Below are 17606 nucleotides of genomic sequence, written 5' to 3'. Positions count from 1 at the left end.
CCGCTGCAGGAAGCGCCCCCATGGCAGATCAGCGCGCACGAACAGCACGCTGCACCAGCACGCTGAGACAGCTTGACCAGTGGATTCGCTGTCCGGGCCTGCTACAGCCGCACGCAGCAGACCACACCAGCCACACCAAACCAGCGCCCCGGCGCCGGGCCGGTACGGCGACGATCTCCCGGGCCAGGCGCCAGTCCCGGCCACCACCGCGGGTGCGATGCAGTCCCGGCCACCACTCGACGTCGGCGGCCGAACGGCAGCAGCCAGGCCGCGGCCGGGGCTACCCGCGAGGCGGCAGTGAGCAGCAGAAGCGACACCTCAGCCCGGGGCCGGCCGTTGGCCGGTACGGGCCCGCCGGGCAGCCGCACCGCCGGTGCGGACCCGGGGCCGATGGCCCCTGGTGCAGGGCCGGCACGGCAGCCGGCGGTCAGACGACCGCCGGCTGAACCGTCAAGGATCCTTCGGCGGTGTCGATCGTGGCCCGAGTGCCGAGCGGGATGGTCGGAGGGTGCAGACCGTGCCCGGCGGGGAGGCGGCGGGGTCGGACTGGAACTCAGGCGCGCCGACGCGGGATGCGCTCTTGGTGCACGAGGGGGATGCCAAGGCGGGCGGCCACGGTTCTCTCCAGGCCGGAGACGACGTGGTCGGGGGTGGCGCTGCTCAGCGGGATCACCCAGTACTCGGCCCACTCCTCCTTCTTCGACCTGGTGCGGCTGACGTGCTGGTGGAGCCTGGTCGCGGCGGCTCCTCGGGTCAGCATCCGGGTCGGAGCGGTCCTTCCGCAGTAGCAGGCGAGACCCTCCCGGTTGACCACGACGTAAATGGCCTTGTCTTCGTACCCGGAGATCTCGCCGATGGGGACCGGCTCGGGCCGTTCATCGAGGAGCCACTGGCCGGCGAGCTGGACGAGCATGGCGTACCGGGTGTCGGTGATGGGGACGACGCCGGTCCAGACGGTGTCGGTCATCCGAGCGGCTCTTCCTCGGACATGCGGATGAGGGCCCTGTCCATGAGACGGATCTGCTTGACGGAGGCTTCGACGGTCTCCCACGAGAGCTGGTCGGTGGTGCCGTTCTTCTTGCGCAGCTTGATCAGGTCGTCGAGGCGGTTGGCGGCCACGGTGAGGGACGCCTGGAAGTCCGTGAGGGCCCTCTCCTCGCGAGCGGTGCTGGAGAGCCCGCTCGTCCCGCCCTCGGGGTTGAACCCGTGGAGGGCGGCGAGACGCAGGTGGGCGTTGAAATCGCTGCCCTTCCACTCGTCGTGCTCGACCAGACATCCGTCGGCCCACCAGCGCGGGCGCAGACCGCTCCGGATCCGCTTGATCGCGTCGGCGAGGACCTGCGGTCCTTCCTCCCTTTCGAGGACGGCCTTGACGACCGCGCCGACGCCAGCACGCATGACCGTGTGATTGACGATCTGCTCGGCGGAACCGCCGGGGGCGAGGAGATTCCCGCTGGTGACGAGGGTGACCATAGCGAGCACGCCGAGGAGCAGCTTGGCGGGGATGTCGCGGTTGTCGGCACGCTGGAGAAGGTCGTCCACGGCTTGGTCGTTGTCGACGTTCTCGACGGCCCACTCGTGGTCGACGAGGTCCTTCCACAGGCAGCCGCTCTCCAGCGCGGTGCGCACGGGCCTGATGCCCTCTCCGAGGGAGGTGGAGTACGAGCGCAGGCCCAGCTCGGTGACCAGGCCGCTGCGGCCGGCGAGCTGGAGGCTGCGCTTGTCGAGCTTGGCGGCCGCGATCCCGTTCAGCCTGGGCTCCTTGCGGGTGAGCTGCTGCGCGATGAGCGCGAACCGAAGGTCTCGGAGGGCACTGAGGCCGAGGGTTTTCATGGGGTCGGTGATGTCGACGCGGCCGAGGAGGACGTCCTTGACGGCCTGGGCGTTGTCGCCGAGCTCGCCGGCGTCGAACAGCGCGGTGACGGTCTCCTCGGCGGTGATGCCGTTCTTCGAGGCGTCCGCGAACTCCTTCACCCCGATGTTCATGCGCATCAGCAGCGAGCGGACCGCGGCGGGGAAGCGCTGCATGCCCATGCTCGGGTCGTCGTCGGTGTAGCCGATGACGACCTCCACAGGGACGGTCATGGCGTTGAGGAGCGCGGCGGCCTGGTCGCGCTTGGCGCGGGCGGCCTTGCTCGTGCCGGTGGCGGCCTTGATGTCGCGGTATGCCTTCTTGATGACCTCCCGGACGAAGTTGCGCCGGTCGGTGAGGGGGAGGCTCATGAGGTACGACGGGAGCAGCGAGGGGCGCTCCTTGTCCTTGGCCGGGCCGATCAGGCCGGTCGGGGCCGGGACGTGGGCGGTGCAGGACCCCCAGCGGCTGTTGCCGTCGACAAGGCCCAGGTCCCCGGCGGGGTGGCGCCCGGGGCTGAGGAAGACGACGGGGACGGCCGTCAGTGGGCGCTCCACGATGCGCCGGCCCACTTCCTGCCTGTTCTGGTCCCTCACCTTCTTGGACGCCCGGTCGACAGAGTCGAGGAGGGCGTCCATGGGGTCGGTGTAGATGAGGGCGGCGTCGGTCTCGTGCGCGGTGGGCATGGACAGGACCTGCTGGCGGGCCACGGTGTTCGGGTCGGCCGCGTAGTGGACCTCGTCGAGGAGCCGGTCGTTCTCGACCGCGGGGGACAGCATCAGGGTGTACGCGCGGTAGTTGATGACGGTCAGCCAGCCGGTCTCGACGCGGCGGAGCTCCGGGCGGAGATCGGTGAGAAGGTCCGGCTCAACCGCGCTGTACGCGATCCGGTGAATGGCGTCGTCGGTGAGCTGAACGCCGGGCCGGTCCTTTTCGAGGGCCTTGATCGCCTTGGCGGTCTGGCTGACCGGTACGACGCGGTGCTCGAACGGCGTGGAGCGGTCGCCGGAGCGGATGTCGATGACCTGGATGTCGGGGAGGTCGTCGGCGGTTTCGATGGTGCTCACATGGCCTCAATCGGATGGGCCGGCGCGAGGCGGGCTCGCGGCCGGTGATCGGCGTACGCGAGCAGAGCACCATCGGAGCGCAACGCACCCGTGTCCGCCCCGATGAGGACCGCGGTCCGTCGCTGGGCTGACCCGGCGTCGCTTCGGTGGCCTGGAGGCGGAATCCGGGTACCCGCCCCGTGGGGTGCGGGCGGCGTACTCGGGTCTTGCCGACGGAGACCGCGGTCTCCACCGGCTGCGCAGCAGGCCGCCATCGGCGGCGGCGATGGGCAGGAACGTACACCCGTCCAGGCTTGCAACGCAGGGGAATCGGCGAACTGCCCGACCTGCCCTGCTGCAACCTGTCTGTCCTCGCCTGACGGCCAGTCGCGGCGCTCCCACTCCGTTCGCCAAGTTCGCCGCGTTCACCGAGACGAGCGACGCACGGCTCGCGGCCGCTGCGGTGTGGGCGAGGGTGTACCCAGGGGGACGCCACCCGTCGGCGTCAGGCGCCGGGCGTCAGGGCGCTTGCCGGTCCTGGCTGTTCGGGCCGCCGCGGGTGCGCAGGGTGGTGCCGGCCTCGGTGAGCAGACGGTGAACGAAGCCGTAGGACCTGCCGCAGCCCTGCGCGAGGGTCCGGATCGATGCTCCCCTGTCGTACGCCTTCTTCAGATCGGCGCCCAGCTTGCTCCTCGCAGCTCCCTTGATATGGGCGCGGTATCCCAGCATGTCGGCTTCCTGTCTCTCTCCGGGCCCGTGGACGGCTGGTGCCCGGCGGCGTGTGCCGGGCGGCTCACGTCCAGGCCGCGCCGACGTCCCCGGCGTTGAACAACGCCCACCTCAACACCCCCAGCACAGCGGGACGTTCGCACGACGGTAGCGCGGCCGCAGCGTCCAGCAGAGCATGCCGGCGGCGCGGCGGCGCCAGCAGCAGTTGGAGCAGGCCGCCCGCACCCGGCAGGCCCGCCAGGGCGCGCTGCTAGGTGGCGCGTGCTCTCCTTCACTGCGCCACCCCACGAGACCGCCCCTGTCCCGTCCCCGACTGGCGGATCAGACAGGGCTCCCGCCCAGTACCGCGAGTGGCGCCGCGCCCACTGGACCGCAACACCCGCGTCCACCTCCTCGGCGAGCACGGCCGGCCCTCCGGCCCGGTCCACGGGCCCGATGCCATCTAGGACGTGACGTTCGCCCGCCGCCGCACCCGTGTGCGCGGGACCTGGGTCAACGAACACCTCCCCCACGCCCCGGCCAAGGACCGGTGTACGCGGTGGACGAACGGCGGACCCGCACCACACCAGGCAGCTGACCACGCACCGCATCACGAGCGCCGTTGTAGGTGTCGACCTCATCGCTGAACTGGACGACCCCCAGGCGCGGCGTATCGTCGACGCGTGTACTGGGTGCTAGGAACCGGGTATGCCCGCCACCCAGCCCCCTTCTCGAGCGCAGCTGCCTCATGCCGATCGTGATCTTCAGGAGTGGTACCTGGGTCGGCTTAGCTACCTGGCGGGGCGGTTGAATCCGTATGTCGAAGGCGAGCCTCAGTCGTCGCGGCGTCTGCGCGCCCTCATGGCAATGGAAGTCTTCTCCCTTCCAGCAGCGCTCCGGATCGGCTTGAAGGCTGCAGAGGCAGACCTCCGCGACGAGCGTGTTCCCCAGCATCTGGGTGGTCAGATGCAGGATCTGCGTGAGGCTGTCGCGGAAACCAGGCTGGTGCCGCTCTTGGTGAAGGGGTTGGGAGTCTCGTACATCTTGGGCGAAGAACACCAGCGCGCACTGCTGGGTTGAGCACCACCACGACGACGCGCAGCATCGCAGGCAGGAGGGTTTCCTCCAGCGCGGACGAGACGTGCAGGAGATCTGAGACCGGGAGATCGCCTGCCCCGACGGCCACGCCACCGCCTACCAGATCACAACCCACCAGCCCGGCCCTCCCCCACGCCGTCCGGCACCCGCATCCCACAAACACCACCCCACCCACCGCCAACGCCGCCTGACCAACACAACAACAAGCAGCCGCACACGGCTCCGGGGCACCGACACAGCAGATAGCGGGCCCTGGCGGGGCGCGGCACCCGACACCCCCGCACAGCAGGCCCGGCCGTTCGCCAGCTGGGCCCCGCCCCCCGCCAGGGCCCCGCAGGGCCGGGGCCGATGGCCCCGCAAGGGCGTGAGCGAGGCGAGTGTCGTACAGCGGCGCGGGTGGTCACATGGGGCGGCGGAGGCAGGGCCTGCGGGCAGCACCGCGACGCAGCCCGACGCCGGACGTCACCCGGCCGACCACTCACCTGATCGACGGACGCATCACGGAACGTAGGGGGCAACCGCTAGTGACATGGCCTCGTTGAACGCGGGGTGGATGGGTGTCGCACCTGCGCGTTCCCCAGCGATGGAAGGGTTGGAGCGGGATGGCTCAGCTGATGACGGAAGCCGAGCGTGCGGCCCAGCGCCGTATCGTCGGAGTCGTGCGCACCTCGGGCGTGCTGACCAGCGGCGGGCTGGCACTGTGGCGCGAGTACAACGCCGGAGAGTGGAAGGCGTCCGCCGCGGAGCTGTCACAGGACCTGGACACCTTGACCGTGCCGCACGAGATCGTGATCGCCTTCCGGCCGCCCCGGGCACGCGAGCTGCGCCGCCGCAAGGGCCAGGAGGTCCGTGTCGCGTTCGCCGAGCTGGGCAAGCTGGTGCGCTGGATGCCCTCACTTCAGCGGTCGATCGACGAGCTCCCGGCCGAGACGCCCGGCTTCACCTTCCCCTACTGCGAACCGCGACCGACCGGAATGGCGATGCTGGTGCTGGCCTCCTTCGCGGCCGAGTGGCCCGCCTGGACAGCCAAGCAGGCCGAAGCGATAGGGCTACTGTGTGCCGAATGCCGCTTCGATCTCCGCACATCAGGCGCCGAACGGCGCCTCGCCTACAACATCCCCACCCGGCCGGACCGTCAGCGCCTCGTGTGCGGAGATTGCTGCGGCAACGGGCTGCCGGAGCTGGAGCGGCTGGCTGCAGCCGGACCGAAGCCGTGACCGCTCACGAGAAGATCAACTAGAGGGCCAGGGGGCCGAGCCAGCCCGGTGTTCGTTCGGTGCGCCCGTCAGGGGCTGAAACTCCATCCATGCCGTGGACCCTCCGGCTTCGGACACCGCTGGCCGATCCTCCTGCAGCCCCGCGCCGAGAGAGTAAGCCCACCGAGCAGGGCCCCGGTCAGCGCGTCAAGTCGAGTCTGTCGACTTCGTCGATCACGCCCCGCTCAGACCGGGTGCGCCGTACGGTCATTTCCACGGATGGCGACCGACTGGTGACGCCGGGTCAAGCACAGGAGAGGTCCGAGGATGGTCAATGCCCGTACGTACCCGCTGTGGCGAGATCTTGCGAAGAGCGAGGACCTTCCCAAGGAGGCCCTCAAGACGGTGATCGAGACCCTATGCGCACCGGCGAAGACTCCGGACGGCTTCGACCCCCAGGCCGACCGGTGGCGGGAGGAAGCCCTCAAGGCCGCACTGCCCGCGCTGCTGACCCGGACGTCTGCCAAGGGCCTGCGGAACCGCCTCTTGGTGCATGCCGACGAGAAGATACTGACCACTCTGGCGGTCGAGGGCACGGTAACCACCAAGGACCTGCCCGCCATCCTGCGAACCCACCGCGTGTGGGCCGGACTGATCGCCGGCTTGGCACGGCACCCCGGACAGGTCGAAGCAGCGATCGCGCTCCTGCCTCGCCTCCCAAGTCACGAAGTGGAGCGGGTCGTGCGGGACTGGGATCCCGACCACTACGCCCGCGACGAAGATGCAGCGCCGGTCCCGCCCGTGCCGCAGGCATTGTTCGACGCCGTTCTGGAAGCCTGCCTCACCCCGCTCGCCGCGTACCTGCTCCATCCGGAACCCGACGAGGGCTGGGAGGCCGTGTCCGCGTTCTCGAAGGACTGGTCGCTTGAGCTGGGGAGCAACAGCGCCTGGGCAATGCTGGCTAGGTGTCCCGAGCGGTGGGCGGAACTCGTCGCACATCCCACGTTCGGGACGGCGGTCCAGCACCTGCTGCTGGATCAGGCCGAGGTCCGCGCTCTGGAAGACGCCCGTATCCACGCCGCCGCCTCGAACCCGCCCGGTGAAGAACTCCCCGCTGAAGACCTGGGCTGCGCCCTCAGCGAGGACCTGCTGCTGGCCTGCCTTCCGGCTCTGTGTCTTCCGGAGCTGGCCGAGTTGCCCAACCCGCGAGTGACGGCACGCAGGACCCTGCACCACATCGCCAACCGCGTCCGCAACAACCCGCGCCTGGCCGACCTCGCCGCAGAGCACGTACGCGCGGCCGCCGACTCCCTCGTGATCCGTGGCCAGCTGCTCGGCCCCCTCGAGAAGCAGGACAACGACCATGAATCCGACGGCAGCCTCCTGCGCCTCGCCGAGGACCTGGCCCTCCTCAGCGCCAACCCCGACCACCTCGCTGGCGCCTGCGCTCAGCTCGCCTCCATGGACCAGCCGGCCGTCGTCTCCCCCTCGCCGAGCCAGACCCTGATCCGCGTCATCGACGGCGTCGACCCCCACCACGACCGTCCAGCCCGGCTCCTGGAGCGCCACTCGGAGCACCGTCGGGCCCAGGCCTTGGCCGCCCTCGCCGCCAACCCGCACACCCCGCGCGCCGCCATCACCGACGCCCTACACCTGCTGCACCCCGCCGAGCTGGCCTGGATCACCGAGAAGGTCGAAGGCCCCGACTGGTTCCTTCATACCGCAACCGCGGTCTCGGCCGCCGAGGACGAAGACGACGGTGTGCTGCGGCTGCTCAGCGACGACGAACTCGCCCAGCACCCCGATCCGGCGGCCGTCCTGCAGTCCTGGCTTGATTCCCCCGCAGTCAACGAAATCTCCTCCCGCTCCGAGGTCTACCGGGCCGTCGTCAGGTCCCGCCACCACACCTTGGAGCACCTGCGCCAGATCCCAGCCGACGAGATCCTCTCCCGCCACGAACCCGAGGTCGCACTGAACATCCTGCTGGACCATTGCGGGCGCAGCACCGAGCGGTGGGCGGCGCTCGCCGCCGCCACGAACTTCGGCTACGACCAAGAAAAGATCACCTTCGGAGAGCTCCTCGACTCCCTGGACGGCGCGACCGCGCAAGCGCGGACATCCTGACGTGGCTGCTTCGCGCGTCACACAATCCGCTCCAATTGCTGGAGGACCCTGGTGGCGTGGCTGCACGCGGGCCTGCTCTCACCGTCCTGGACGCCGACTTCGTGATTCTGAAGCGAGCCGGTCGTCAGACGATGACTCCGCTGCGTGAGGCGAGGCCGCGCAGTTCCGTCGTCGTGGGGCCGGAGACCATCAGCCTGGAGATGAGGGCCTTTGTCGCCGGGCGGGCGTGTGTCTCCTGCGGAGCGCAGTGCTCGGCCGCAAGCAGGGTGCGGATGCAGTCGCTGCGTCGGCCGAGCTGGTCGTAGGTGACGGCGACATCGCTCAGGGCACGGGAGCGGCGCTCGACGCTGGGCAGCGCTTTGAGGGAAACAGAGCGGGCGGCGGCGAGCGCTGCCAGAGGGTCCCCGGCGTAGTTCTCGGCGGAGATGCGGTGAAGCTGCACCGTGAGCGGGCTGAAGCCCCCGCCGTGGTCGCGCAACAAGGTGGCGCCGCCCAGCTCCTTGGCGATGCCCGCCGCCTCGTTCGTCAGTTCCCGCATCCCGTCCCTGTCGCCCCGCCGCGCCACGGTGTAGGCGGCAGATTGGATGAGTAGTCCACGCTCGGCGGCACCGGCCTGTCCGGCATCGCGCAGGTCTGGATGGTCGGCAGCGGACAACGCGATGGACAGGGCCTGATCGTGCCATCCCGCCTTTCTCGCGAGGACGGCAAGTTGGCGGGCGGACTCGGCGACTGTGAGGACGTCGCCGCCAGCGTCGGCCAGCTGGCGGGCACGGTCGGCGGCCATCCAGCCGAGCTGCTGCTCGTCCATTTTGACGAGCATCCGAGTGGCCAGCAGATAACTCTTGGCCAGAAGCTGGTAGTTCTCGGCCGCACCGCCTTCGGCGGTCAGCGCGTGCCCGCTACGGATAATCCGTGGCAGCCGCACGGCGAGGGACGCGTAGCGGCAGGCGTCGAAGTCGGCGAGCGCCCGGCCGAAGTCCACATCGAGCGTCACGGCCGACGACGGATCGGGCGCGCTGCCGAGGCCGAGCATCGCATCCCGGATGCGGGTGACGAGCAACTCGCCGATCAGAGCCTCATCCGCCGTGGCAGTCCCGTTCCCGAGAAGCGGGGAGCCAACAACTGCGGCGGCAGTGGCCGCCAGGCCCGTTAGCAACTTCCTGCGGCGCACCGGATCTTCACCGTCCTCCCATCCGGAGCTACCCACCCTAGTGGCGGGTATCCGTGGGAAGCCTGCGATTGGTCCGATCGGCTGACCGTGCCGTACCTGGGGGCGTTGTGCGGGTGGGGCGAGTCCGAACGCCTGGTGGGGCAGCTGGAGTGCATCGGCGAAGCGCCGCAGCACGTCGACGTCCTTGAGCGGTGCAAGGCCTCGCTCGTAGCGGGAGACTTGGGCACCGGAGTACCCGGTCAACTTGCCCAATGCCTCAAGGGTGAGCCCCTTCGCCTGCCGGGTCTGGCGCACCAGTTCCCCGGGTGTCACGCCAACCCCACACGCCGGTTAATCCCTGATAACCGCATCAGAACCCCGTTCCTGCCTGTAGCCGAGGCTGCGCCGCCTCCAACGTAGTCCTAGGACTGAGTCCCGGACAGGTCGTTTGCATGGGATGCAAACGGCTTTGCGAGACAGGACAGCGCCCCTGTCGGCCGCGATCCGATCGCGGCGACCTTCGACGGCAGGCCCTGAAACCCTGGGCCACGACAATCTGTCTCGGAGGCTCCTCATGCACTCTGCTCTGTCCACGGCGTCGGCCGTCGACGCCCGCCTCGCGCCCTCCTACTACATCCAGTCCGACGACCTCGGCCTATACGTCGCAGGGTTGTTGGCCAAGTGCCGCAGCGTCTTCGAGATCAAGACCGCCATGGCTGCAGACCTTGCTGAAGGTGCTGAAGACCTGCAAGACCAGGGCACCGGGATCGTCGAGGACGGCGCTCTGCTCCAGGGCAAGGTCTTCGTTCAGGCCGGAGCGCGGATCGAGGCCGGCGCCCAGGTAGTCGGGCCGGTGCTCATCTGTAGCGGCGCTGTCGTGTCGGCCGGCGCGCTGGTCCGCGATCACAGCGTGATCGGCCCCGGCTGCCGCATCGGCTTCGGCGCGGAGGTCACACGCAGTCTGCTCGCCGGGCATGTCTTCATGAAGCACCCGTGCTTCGTCGGCGACTCGGTGATCGGGCGCCGTGTCAACATCGGCTCGTTCTGCTCCACCACCGGCCTGCGGTGCGACCGCGGGCCGGTCGCCGAGCCGGCGATCGAGCTGATCACCGTCAACCTCGATGGGCAGCGGCTTCCCACCGGGCAGACGAAGTTCGGAGCCGTCATCGGCGACGAGGTCGCCCTGCCCGCCGGAACCGTCCTTTCGCCGGGCACGCTGATCGGCCCCGGCACGGTCATCTACCCGCGCGACCACATCGGCGGCTTCCTGCCCGCCGGAGCCCGTGTGCGGTGATCGCAGTGACCACCACCTCGCTGAGCAACGCCGCCATGGACACCACCGTCGTGCACGTCACCGGCGGACGCCCGCTCGTCGGCAGGGTCCCGGTGCAGGGCAGCAAGAACATCGCGCTGCATCTTTACGCCGCCGCCTTCCTCGCTGATGCCCCGGTCGTCCTGACCGGGACGCCGGCCATCCTCGACACCCAGGTCTGCGCACAGATCCTGCGGCATGCCGGCGCGACCGTCGACGTCGGCGCTGGACGGATGTCCGTAGCCCCGCCGAATGCCGCGCGCCTCCTCATCCACCCCGGACTCGGCCGGAAGGTGCGGACGACCACAGTGCTGGCCGCCGCGGTGCTGGCCCGCACCGGGCAGGTCTCATTCCCTTACCCCGGCGGTGACGCGTTCTGCCCCCGCCTGATCGACCGGCACCTTGCCGCGATGCAGGCCGCCGGCGCCGACGTCATCGCGAGCGACACCGGCCTGCGCGCCGTGTGCGGGCCGCGCGGCGTTACGGCGTTCACCGTGGACGTGAACACCCCGTACGGGCCGAGCCTGGGAGCCACGGTGACGGCGATGCTGCTGGCCGCCCGCGCAAGGGGCACCAGTCTGATCACCCATCCGTCGATCGAGCCGGAGGTTACCGAGACCGCTCGGTTCCTCGCTGACCGCGGGGTCCTCATCCACACCGACGACGAGGGCCTGCACGTGACCGGGAGCGACTGGATCGCTGGCGGTGAATTCGCGGTGGCCGGGGACCGGATCGAGGCAGCCACCATGATCATGGCCGCCGCCGCGACCGGCGGCGACATCCACCTCGACAACATCACCCCCGCCGAACTTCCCGACGGCCTCGCCAGCGCCTTTGCTTCAGCGGGAATCAGCCTGACCGACGCCCGCAACGGAGGCGTACGCGCCCAGTGTCACGGAACGCTGACAGCAGTCGAGACCGCCACCGGGCCGCACCCGGGCCTTCCCACCGACACCGCGCCGCAGCTGGCCGCCATGCTCACCCAGGCCCACGGCACCTCGCTGATCGCCGAACGCGTCTACCCCCGCCGAGACACGCACGTCGAGGGCCTGCGCGCCTTCGGGGCCGACATCGCGGCCACCGACGCGATGACCCGCATCCGCGGGCTCGTCCGGCTTCACGGCGCCAGGGTGGAAGGGGCGGACATTCGTGCGGCGAGCGCTCTCATGATCGCCGCCCTCGCAACCGAGGGCGCCTCTACGATCCGGGGGATGTATCACCTCCGGCGCGGCTACGGACACCTGCTGGACAACCTCGCCACGCTGGGAGCCGACATCACCACGATTCCCGGAGGCTCTTGATGCCCGTACCGTTCACGGTGGAAGACGCCGCCCGCCTAAAGGAGACCTTCGAAGCCGTCGTTGCCGACGGCGCCACTCCGGGCGGTGTCCTCGCCTACGGAACCACCGGGGCCTCCCCGCAGTACATCAGCGTGGGTGTGGTCGCACCGGAGTGCGGCGACCAGCCGGCCGCCCGCTACACGTTGTACGACATCGCCTCGCTGACGAAGGTGGTCGCCACCTGGCCCCTGGTCGGTGAGGCCCTCAGTAACGGCCTGCTCGACCTGGACGCGCCCATCCGAGACTTCCTGCCAGCGATGACGGGCGAAATGCCTAGCGGGGAGGCGACCGTACGCCAGCTCCTCGCCCATACCTCGGGCCTTCGTGCCTCCACCCGCCTCGACCACTACCGCGGTGCCGATCTCCCACTTCACGAACTCCTGTGCCGTGAGCCGCTGGACGACACCCCCGGCACCCACAAGTACATCAACCGCGGCTACATCCTCCTCGGACTAGCGCTCGCCCACGTCAACGATCTCCCGCTCGACGACCTGGCCAGCATCCTGTGGGAAAGGCTCGGCATGACCGAGACGACGTATGGTCCCCTGGTCCGCTCCCACCGGGTTGCGCCGACCGAGCAGCGCATCCCAGGAGCACCGCGGATCTGGGGCGCCGCTCACGACGACAATGCCGCCCTGCTCGGCGGGGTCGCCGGACACGCCGGAGTGTTTTCCAGTCCCGTCAATCTCGCCGTGTACGCCGAACGGCTCCTGACCGCCTATACGGACGGCAGCGATGCCGCTCTGGGCGAGTGGCTGCAGGCCAGCCTCATCCCGCAAGCGGGGATCGAGCCCGGCCTCGACCGCGGGCTGTCTTGGATCCTCGCCTCAGGCGGACGCGTCGCATACCACCACGGTTTCACAGGCACCAGCCTCTACCTCGCCCCGGACACCGGCCGCTATCTCGTGATCTGCACCAACGCCGTCTACCACGGCAACGCCCGTACCCGGATCGCCCCGCTGCGGTCCCTCGCGCTCAAGACGATCTCCGCCATCTGACCAACGGAGGCCCACCATGGGTGAGTTACTGGCCGACCACACCACGCTTCGCCTCGGCGGCCCCGCCGACCAGTTCCTCACCCACACCAGCCCTGCCGACTGGCCCGACCTCGCCCAGGACGTGCGGCGGAGCGGGGTGGCGCCGTACGTCCTGGGCGGTGGCAGCAACACCTTGGCCGACGACCTAGGCTTCCCTGGTCCGGTCATCCGCATGGCAACTCGCGGCGTCGCCGTGCGCCTCCTGGGAGACGGCTTCGTTGAAGTCGTCTCCCAGGCGGGAGAGCCTCTCGCCTCACTCGTCGCGTTCACCGTCGCCGAGGGCTTGTCCGGCATCGAATACCTCGGCGGCATCCCGGGCACCGTCGGTGCTGCCTTCGTCCAGAACACAGGCGCCTACGGCCAAGAGATCTCCGGCACCGTCACCCGCCTAACCGCCTACGACTGGCGCCTCGACCAGGCCACCGCCCTCCGCCCAGCGGACTGCCACTTCGGCTATCGAACCAGCGTTTTCAAGACCCGGCCCGGGCGGTGGACGATCCTCGAGATCGCCCTACGGCTCGCCCGCAGCCACCAGGCCGCGCCGGTCACCTACCAGCACCTCGCCGACTCCATGTCCGTGCCCATGGACGCCCGGCCACCGCTCGCCGAGGCGGCCGAGGGCGTCCTCCACGACCGCCGTCGCCGCGGTCTGTTGCTGCCCGGGAGCGGCCCAGACACCCGCCAAGCGGGCTCTGTTTTCCTCAACCCGACTGTCACCCCCGCGCAGGCAACGGTCGTCCGAGCCGCCGGCGGCCCGATACACCAAGACCCGACCGGGCAGCTGCGTGCCAGTGCCGGATGGCTCGTGGAACAGGCCGGGTACCGCCCTGGCACCCAGGTTGCGCCCGGCATCTTCTGCTCCGAAGGTCGGGCCCTCACCCTTGCCGCCCGCGACGGCGCGACCTCGGCCTCCTTCACAACCGCGCTGCGGCGACTCGCGTCGCAGGTTCTCGCGACCACGAGCATCCAGCTCACCCAGGAACCAGTCCGGCCACACCTCGTCCCTGTTTCCGGACGTGTAGGCCCCACCCGCGCCTTCTGACGAAGACGGTGCCCTCTTGGGCAACGAGGTGGACATCGCCTGTGGGTTAAGGACACGGGGTCGGGATCCCACAGGCGCGGTGGGGAAGCAGCGGTGCGAGACGCGGACGGCGTCTACACAGTCGGGGACGCGGTGAAGAGGATCGGGGCTCGGTAGCCCTTTCCGTCGCCCGACCAGTCCAGCTGTATGTAGCCGTCGGCGAGGTAACTGGCCGCTGTGGCCTTGTACTTGAGCGTTCCCGTCTTGTACGAGCCGTTGCCGGCAGCGCTGCTGTTTTCGAGTGCGTGTTCCAGGCCGTTGTAGTTGGCGGCCTGGACGACCTTGTCCGGGCCGCGCTGACTCTTCTTGGTCTGGAGGTGGAAGCGAGCGTTGTTGAAGGTGAAGTGGTTGTTCGTGTTGGACGAGTAGGGGCCGTCCCAGTAGACGGTGGCTGTGGTGTAGATGTAGCCGCCGGACCGCTGGGCGCACAGCTTGACGGTGAACTGCCAGTTGTCAGAGTCAGGGCCGGAGTACGACGGGTCGTCGAATGACTTGCTGGTGCTGGTTGTGCAGTGGTAGCTGGCCGCGGAGGCTGTCCCAGCGGTGGCGAGCGTGGTGCCGGTGACAGCGGCGGCGGCGAGCAAGGTGACAGCAAAGCGCTTGAGCGCGGGCATGGTGGATTCCTCCAGGAAGTGAGGGGGTCGGCGGGCCGTTCGCGGCCGGGCCGTTGATGGGGGTGGTGAGCGGATAAGTGCCGCGCCGGGCTGTCCACCAGAGTCGCTCTGATCAGCAGGTTTTGTGGACCTCCCGCGCGGCGTCCGCTTCTCCTGCCGCGACGCCGCGCCTGATAGGGACGTGGGAGCTCTGGGAGGCGTGTTTTGAGCTAGCCGGCCAGGTTTACGAGGCCGTCATTCCGCACCCATGCCTTTGTTCCCTTGGGAATGCCCGACCTACTGGTTTGCGTGAGCTGGCTGTAGTTCCAACTGCCGCTGCTGCAGAGGACCTTCAGCTTGTCGTTGCGGTAGAGGAAGCCGCGGCTCTTGAACGTCGTGCCAGGTCCTGTGCGGAAGTTCCAGGCGTTCTTGGCGACCGTGGCCCCGTAGTTCGGCCAGTTGACCGTGCATTGGCTGTTTTCACCGACGGCGTGCGCGGCCGGGGCTACGCTCACGCTCAAGGCAGCGGCGGCCAGGACCAGGACGGCAGGGGCGGCGGATCGAGCCGCGAGATGACGGATCACGAGGGCTCCGTGATGCTCGAAGTGCCCTGGGCTGACGGCATGAGTGTGGTGCCGGAACCCGGCGCTGGGCAGCCGAGCGTGCCGGTGGCAGGGGTGGGGCGCCTGGGCATCAACATGGGTTCTCCCTATCGACAGGGCTGAGTTGTTGCGTCGCGAGAGCGACACCCCGGGACGCTAGGCCGACGCACCTGTGGATAGATTTCGCTGGCGCCATTCACCGACCGGGGGAAGTGAATTCTGCGGGCTTTGATCCGCATTTGGCGGGGGAAGAGTGGTGGCTGGCGCGATGCAGGTGTCTCATGGGGCGGGTCGGCCGGCTGATCGCCTTCGGGCGGGCGCCCGTCAATCCCCCGGCCGCTAGGCTGCGTCGAGTATTGCCATCCTCAAGACTCCGGCGGAGAGACCATGCCTCGCGGTGCCGTTCGTTCGGTGTGGATCTCGGTTGACGACGGCATCCCCCAGCAGGTCAGGGACCTTACCGAGGAGCACAAGGCGATCCGTGCCCGGCGCTCGGTCGCTCCCCAGTGGCGCACCCGTGGTCTTCCCCGCGCCCATGCGTCCGAGGTGAGAGCCGCCTGGCTCGAAGACGTCCAACGCCAGCAAAGGGCCGGCGCGCTCCTCGACACTCAGGACGCCCTCGTCGAGTTCGGCGTGCGCGAGGAACTCCGCTCACGCGGCTGGGACCACGAATGGGACGAGCCGCCCGCGATGGCCTGGACCCCCGGCCGTTGGATCGGCTCACGCGACCGGGGGCTCGACGGCTACCCCGAACGTCTCTCCGTTCGTCTGGATGCCGACCTCGTCACTCGCACCGTCGCCGCCTGCTGGTGGACCTCCGCCCCCGCCATCCGCGAACTACAGGGATGGCGCGACCGTCATCCCGGCATCATCCCGCCCCGCTACGAACTCGACGACGAGGGCCGCGCACGCCTGACTGGTCCCCTCGCCGAGTACGTCCGCCTTGCCGACAAGATCACCACTACTGGCACCATCTGGCGGGCTGGCGTCGCGATCGGACTGGCCCAGGCGCGTGTCGTCGTCGACTCCGAAAAGGCCGGCAAGGACGCCGGCGACGCCGGGCAGCTGATCCAGGGACCGGCAGAGGCGTGAACTTCCTGCACGCTTACCAGCAGTGGCCTCTGCCGTGCGGGCTCCGGGCACTGCTTGGTTCAGGACCAGCTACTGGGGTCCGCCCCGAGCACCAGCGCGGTGGGCGAGATTCCGTCCTGGTGCCCGACGAAGAGCACGTCGGTACGGCCATCGAGCAGAACATCGCAGGGGTCTCCCTCTGTGCCTGTGCGCGCCACCACGACCGTCAGGGTCACGTAGTCGTCTTCTTGTGCCACTGGTTCTCCTTTGATGCGGGCGCCCGGGCGCGGTCGCGCCCCGGCGAGGGGGATGTTGGTTGGACGGGTCAGACCAGGACCAGGCGCCCTTCCGGGCTGTGCTTCAGGTACGGGCGCATGCACTGCGGGATGGGCTCGGTGTCGGGCTCGCCACGGTGGACAGCGCCCCAGCCGCCGGGCCGCTGGAACTGGCGGCCGATGTATTCCGTGTAGGCCGGCGGGATGGCCTCGGTCAGCTCCTCATGGACGTCTGTCCAGTGGATGTCCATGGCGGCCTGCATCTCGGCGACCGTGCCCTTGCCGCCGCCGCGGCCGTACGCCGCGATGTATGGGCCGTCCCTCCAGACGCCGTGGCGCCAACCGCGCACGGGGCCACGGTGCTTGACGTGGTCGGGCTGCTCGGGCTCACCGCCCCACCAGTTGATCTCGAAGTGCCGGTGGCGGATGACGCCGAGTCCGAACATCTCTCCGCACAGCGTGAGGTCCTTGCGGATGTCCGCCCCGGGGACGTTTTCAATCACCCAGGGCACGCCGTACCACTCGCAAAGCTCCCTCATCTGTGGGATGAGATCGATGTACTGGCGGCCGGCGTTGGTGCCCTTGGTGAGCGCAGTGTGTGCCTGGCAGGGCGGCGAGGCATGGACCAAGTGGAAGTCCTGGCACATCTCGCGCATGGCGTCCAGGGCGTCGCCCAAGATGAACCGGAAGGGATAGCGGGGGCGGGGAGTGATGTCGACGCCGACAACGTCAAACCCGGCACGGTAGTAACCCATCCCGGCCCCGCCGGCGCAGCAGAACAGGTCAAGGACTTTTGGACGGCGACGGCTCAGCTCTACTCCTACTTCATGGACTGCACCTCCCACTCCTCGAACGCCACCCCGTGACGGCTGTGCGTCGAACGGAGGTCTCGGCGATCGCTCTTCGCCGAGAGCCATCGCCTCTGGGAAGCGTCTGGCGGCGCGGCAGTAGGCAGCGTCCGGTCCCGAGCCAGGCAGGAGGAATGGGTGGAGCGACACAACGGGCTCTCGGCCCGCCACAACTTGTGACGCTTAAGATATTACCTCGCGATGCCCTAGAAGGAAAACCTTAAGCGTCAATCAGAGTGACGCCTCTGCGACAGCCGCCGGACCGCCAGAGCG

The 17606-nt window shown here is 69.2% G+C and carries 16 protein-coding genes; 8 read left to right on the top strand and 8 right to left on the bottom strand.

Annotated elements, in window-relative coordinates; all coding sequences use genetic code 11:
- Nucleotides 1–553: 553 nt before the first annotated feature.
- From ACFYZ8_RS34505 to ACFYZ8_RS34495, 3 genes are all read right to left on the bottom strand, one after another.
- Nucleotides 554–967, bottom strand: coding sequence for a hypothetical protein (locus tag ACFYZ8_RS34505; RefSeq protein ID WP_389050744.1), 414 nt, complete (start codon nt 965–967; stop codon nt 554–556).
- Nucleotides 964–2919 (bottom strand): hypothetical protein, encoded by a 1956-nt coding sequence (locus ACFYZ8_RS34500; protein WP_389050742.1) that lies wholly within the window; start codon nt 2917–2919, stop codon nt 964–966. Before ACFYZ8_RS34500 ends, ACFYZ8_RS34505 begins: the two co-directional genes overlap by 4 nt.
- A 498-nt stretch (nt 2920–3417) precedes the next feature.
- On the bottom strand, nt 3418–3627 hold the full coding sequence (locus ACFYZ8_RS34495) for a helix-turn-helix domain-containing protein (RefSeq protein ID WP_389050741.1): 210 nt from the start codon (nt 3625–3627) through the stop codon (nt 3418–3420).
- A 687-nt stretch (nt 3628–4314) separates the two neighbouring features.
- Here ACFYZ8_RS34495 and ACFYZ8_RS34490 point away from each other — a divergent pair.
- The 3 genes from ACFYZ8_RS34490 (at nt 4315) to ACFYZ8_RS34480 (ending at nt 8024) form a co-directional block, all read left to right on the top strand.
- Nucleotides 4315–4686 carry a hypothetical protein gene (locus tag ACFYZ8_RS34490; RefSeq protein WP_389050739.1) on the top strand — a complete coding sequence of 124 codons (372 nt, stop codon included), beginning with the start codon at nt 4315–4317 and terminating at the stop codon, nt 4684–4686.
- Between the two features lie 620 nt (nt 4687–5306).
- Nucleotides 5307–5921 carry a hypothetical protein gene (locus ACFYZ8_RS34485; protein ID WP_389050737.1) on the top strand — a complete coding sequence of 205 codons (615 nt, stop codon included), beginning with the start codon at nt 5307–5309 and terminating at the stop codon, nt 5919–5921.
- A gap of 306 nt (nt 5922–6227) precedes the next feature.
- A complete protein-coding gene (locus tag ACFYZ8_RS34480; protein ID WP_389050735.1) occupies nt 6228–8024 on the top strand; it encodes a hypothetical protein in 1797 nt (598 codons plus the stop codon).
- Nucleotides 8025–8148: 124 nt separating this feature from the next.
- Here the strand turns inward: ACFYZ8_RS34480 and ACFYZ8_RS34475 are convergent, their stop codons facing one another.
- Nucleotides 8149–9507 (bottom strand): helix-turn-helix domain-containing protein, encoded by a 1359-nt coding sequence (locus ACFYZ8_RS34475; protein ID WP_389050732.1) that lies wholly within the window; start codon nt 9505–9507, stop codon nt 8149–8151.
- Between the two features lie 241 nt (nt 9508–9748).
- Here ACFYZ8_RS34475 and ACFYZ8_RS34470 point away from each other — a divergent pair, with 241 nt between their 5' ends.
- Genes ACFYZ8_RS34470 through ACFYZ8_RS34455 form a run of 4 tightly spaced genes read left to right on the top strand, consistent with a single transcriptional unit; the run spans nt 9749 to nt 13905 of the window.
- Nucleotides 9749–10468: a hypothetical protein gene (locus ACFYZ8_RS34470; RefSeq protein WP_389050730.1), complete on the top strand. Its 720-nt coding sequence runs from the start codon at nt 9749–9751 to the stop codon at nt 10466–10468.
- Nucleotides 10469–10473: 5 nt separating this feature from the next.
- Complete coding sequence (locus tag ACFYZ8_RS34465) at nt 10474–11787, top strand: UDP-N-acetylglucosamine 1-carboxyvinyltransferase (protein WP_389050729.1); 1314 nt, start codon at nt 10474–10476, stop codon at nt 11785–11787.
- Nucleotides 11787–12824: a serine hydrolase domain-containing protein gene (locus tag ACFYZ8_RS34460; RefSeq protein ID WP_389050726.1), complete on the top strand. Its 1038-nt coding sequence runs from the start codon at nt 11787–11789 to the stop codon at nt 12822–12824. Before ACFYZ8_RS34465 ends, ACFYZ8_RS34460 begins: the two co-directional genes overlap by 1 nt.
- A 16-nt stretch (nt 12825–12840) precedes the next feature.
- Nucleotides 12841–13905 (top strand): UDP-N-acetylmuramate dehydrogenase, encoded by a 1065-nt coding sequence (locus ACFYZ8_RS34455; protein WP_389050723.1) that lies wholly within the window; start codon nt 12841–12843, stop codon nt 13903–13905.
- Nucleotides 13906–14018: 113 nt separating this feature from the next.
- Here ACFYZ8_RS34455 and ACFYZ8_RS34450 read toward each other — a convergent pair whose 3' ends face one another.
- Nucleotides 14019–14558, bottom strand: a complete 540-nt coding sequence (locus tag ACFYZ8_RS34450) for a hypothetical protein (protein ID WP_389050721.1) — start codon at nt 14556–14558, stop codon at nt 14019–14021.
- 209 nt (nt 14559–14767) lie between these two features.
- Nucleotides 14768–15121: an SH3 domain-containing protein gene (locus ACFYZ8_RS34445; protein ID WP_389050719.1), complete on the bottom strand. Its 354-nt coding sequence runs from the start codon at nt 15119–15121 to the stop codon at nt 14768–14770.
- 429 nt (nt 15122–15550) lie between these two features.
- Between ACFYZ8_RS34445 and ACFYZ8_RS34440 the strand changes: the two genes are divergently transcribed.
- Nucleotides 15551–16231 (top strand): hypothetical protein, encoded by a 681-nt coding sequence (locus tag ACFYZ8_RS34440; protein ID WP_389050717.1) that lies wholly within the window; start codon nt 15551–15553, stop codon nt 16229–16231.
- A 59-nt stretch (nt 16232–16290) separates the two neighbouring features.
- On the opposite strand, the gene ACFYZ8_RS34435 is transcribed toward ACFYZ8_RS34440, so the two are convergent.
- Both ACFYZ8_RS34435 and ACFYZ8_RS34430 read right to left on the bottom strand, forming a co-directional pair.
- Nucleotides 16291–16467 (bottom strand): hypothetical protein, encoded by a 177-nt coding sequence (locus ACFYZ8_RS34435; protein WP_389050715.1) that lies wholly within the window; start codon nt 16465–16467, stop codon nt 16291–16293.
- Between the two features lie 68 nt (nt 16468–16535).
- Entirely contained in the window at nt 16536–17240 is a 705-nt protein-coding gene (locus tag ACFYZ8_RS34430; protein WP_389050712.1) for a DNA methylase, read from the bottom strand.
- Nucleotides 17241–17606 lie beyond the last annotated feature (366 nt).

This window comes from Streptomyces sp. NPDC001668, assembly GCF_042893155.1.
Lineage (GTDB): Bacteria > Actinomycetota > Actinomycetes > Streptomycetales > Streptomycetaceae > Streptomyces.
This window is presented reverse-complemented; position numbering and strand designations above follow the sequence as displayed.

Coding starts and splice junctions, on each gene's coding strand:
- ACFYZ8_RS34505 (WP_389050744.1), bottom strand. CDS start 967: ATGACCGACACCGTCTGGACCGGCGTCGTCCCCATCACCGACACCCGG.
- ACFYZ8_RS34495 (WP_389050741.1), bottom strand. CDS start 3,627: ATGCTGGGATACCGCGCCCATATCAAGGGAGCTGCGAGGAGCAAGCTG.
- ACFYZ8_RS34490 (WP_389050739.1), top strand. CDS start 4,315: ATGCCCGCCACCCAGCCCCCTTCTCGAGCGCAGCTGCCTCATGCCGAT.
- ACFYZ8_RS34485 (WP_389050737.1), top strand. CDS start 5,307: ATGGCTCAGCTGATGACGGAAGCCGAGCGTGCGGCCCAGCGCCGTATC.
- ACFYZ8_RS34480 (WP_389050735.1), top strand. CDS start 6,228: ATGGTCAATGCCCGTACGTACCCGCTGTGGCGAGATCTTGCGAAGAGC.
- ACFYZ8_RS34470 (WP_389050730.1), top strand. CDS start 9,749: ATGCACTCTGCTCTGTCCACGGCGTCGGCCGTCGACGCCCGCCTCGCG.
- ACFYZ8_RS34460 (WP_389050726.1), top strand. CDS start 11,787: ATGCCCGTACCGTTCACGGTGGAAGACGCCGCCCGCCTAAAGGAGACC.
- ACFYZ8_RS34455 (WP_389050723.1), top strand. CDS start 12,841: ATGGGTGAGTTACTGGCCGACCACACCACGCTTCGCCTCGGCGGCCCC.
- ACFYZ8_RS34450 (WP_389050721.1), bottom strand. CDS start 14,558: ATGCCCGCGCTCAAGCGCTTTGCTGTCACCTTGCTCGCCGCCGCCGCT.
- ACFYZ8_RS34430 (WP_389050712.1), bottom strand. CDS start 17,240: ATGGGTTACTACCGTGCCGGGTTTGACGTTGTCGGCGTCGACATCACT.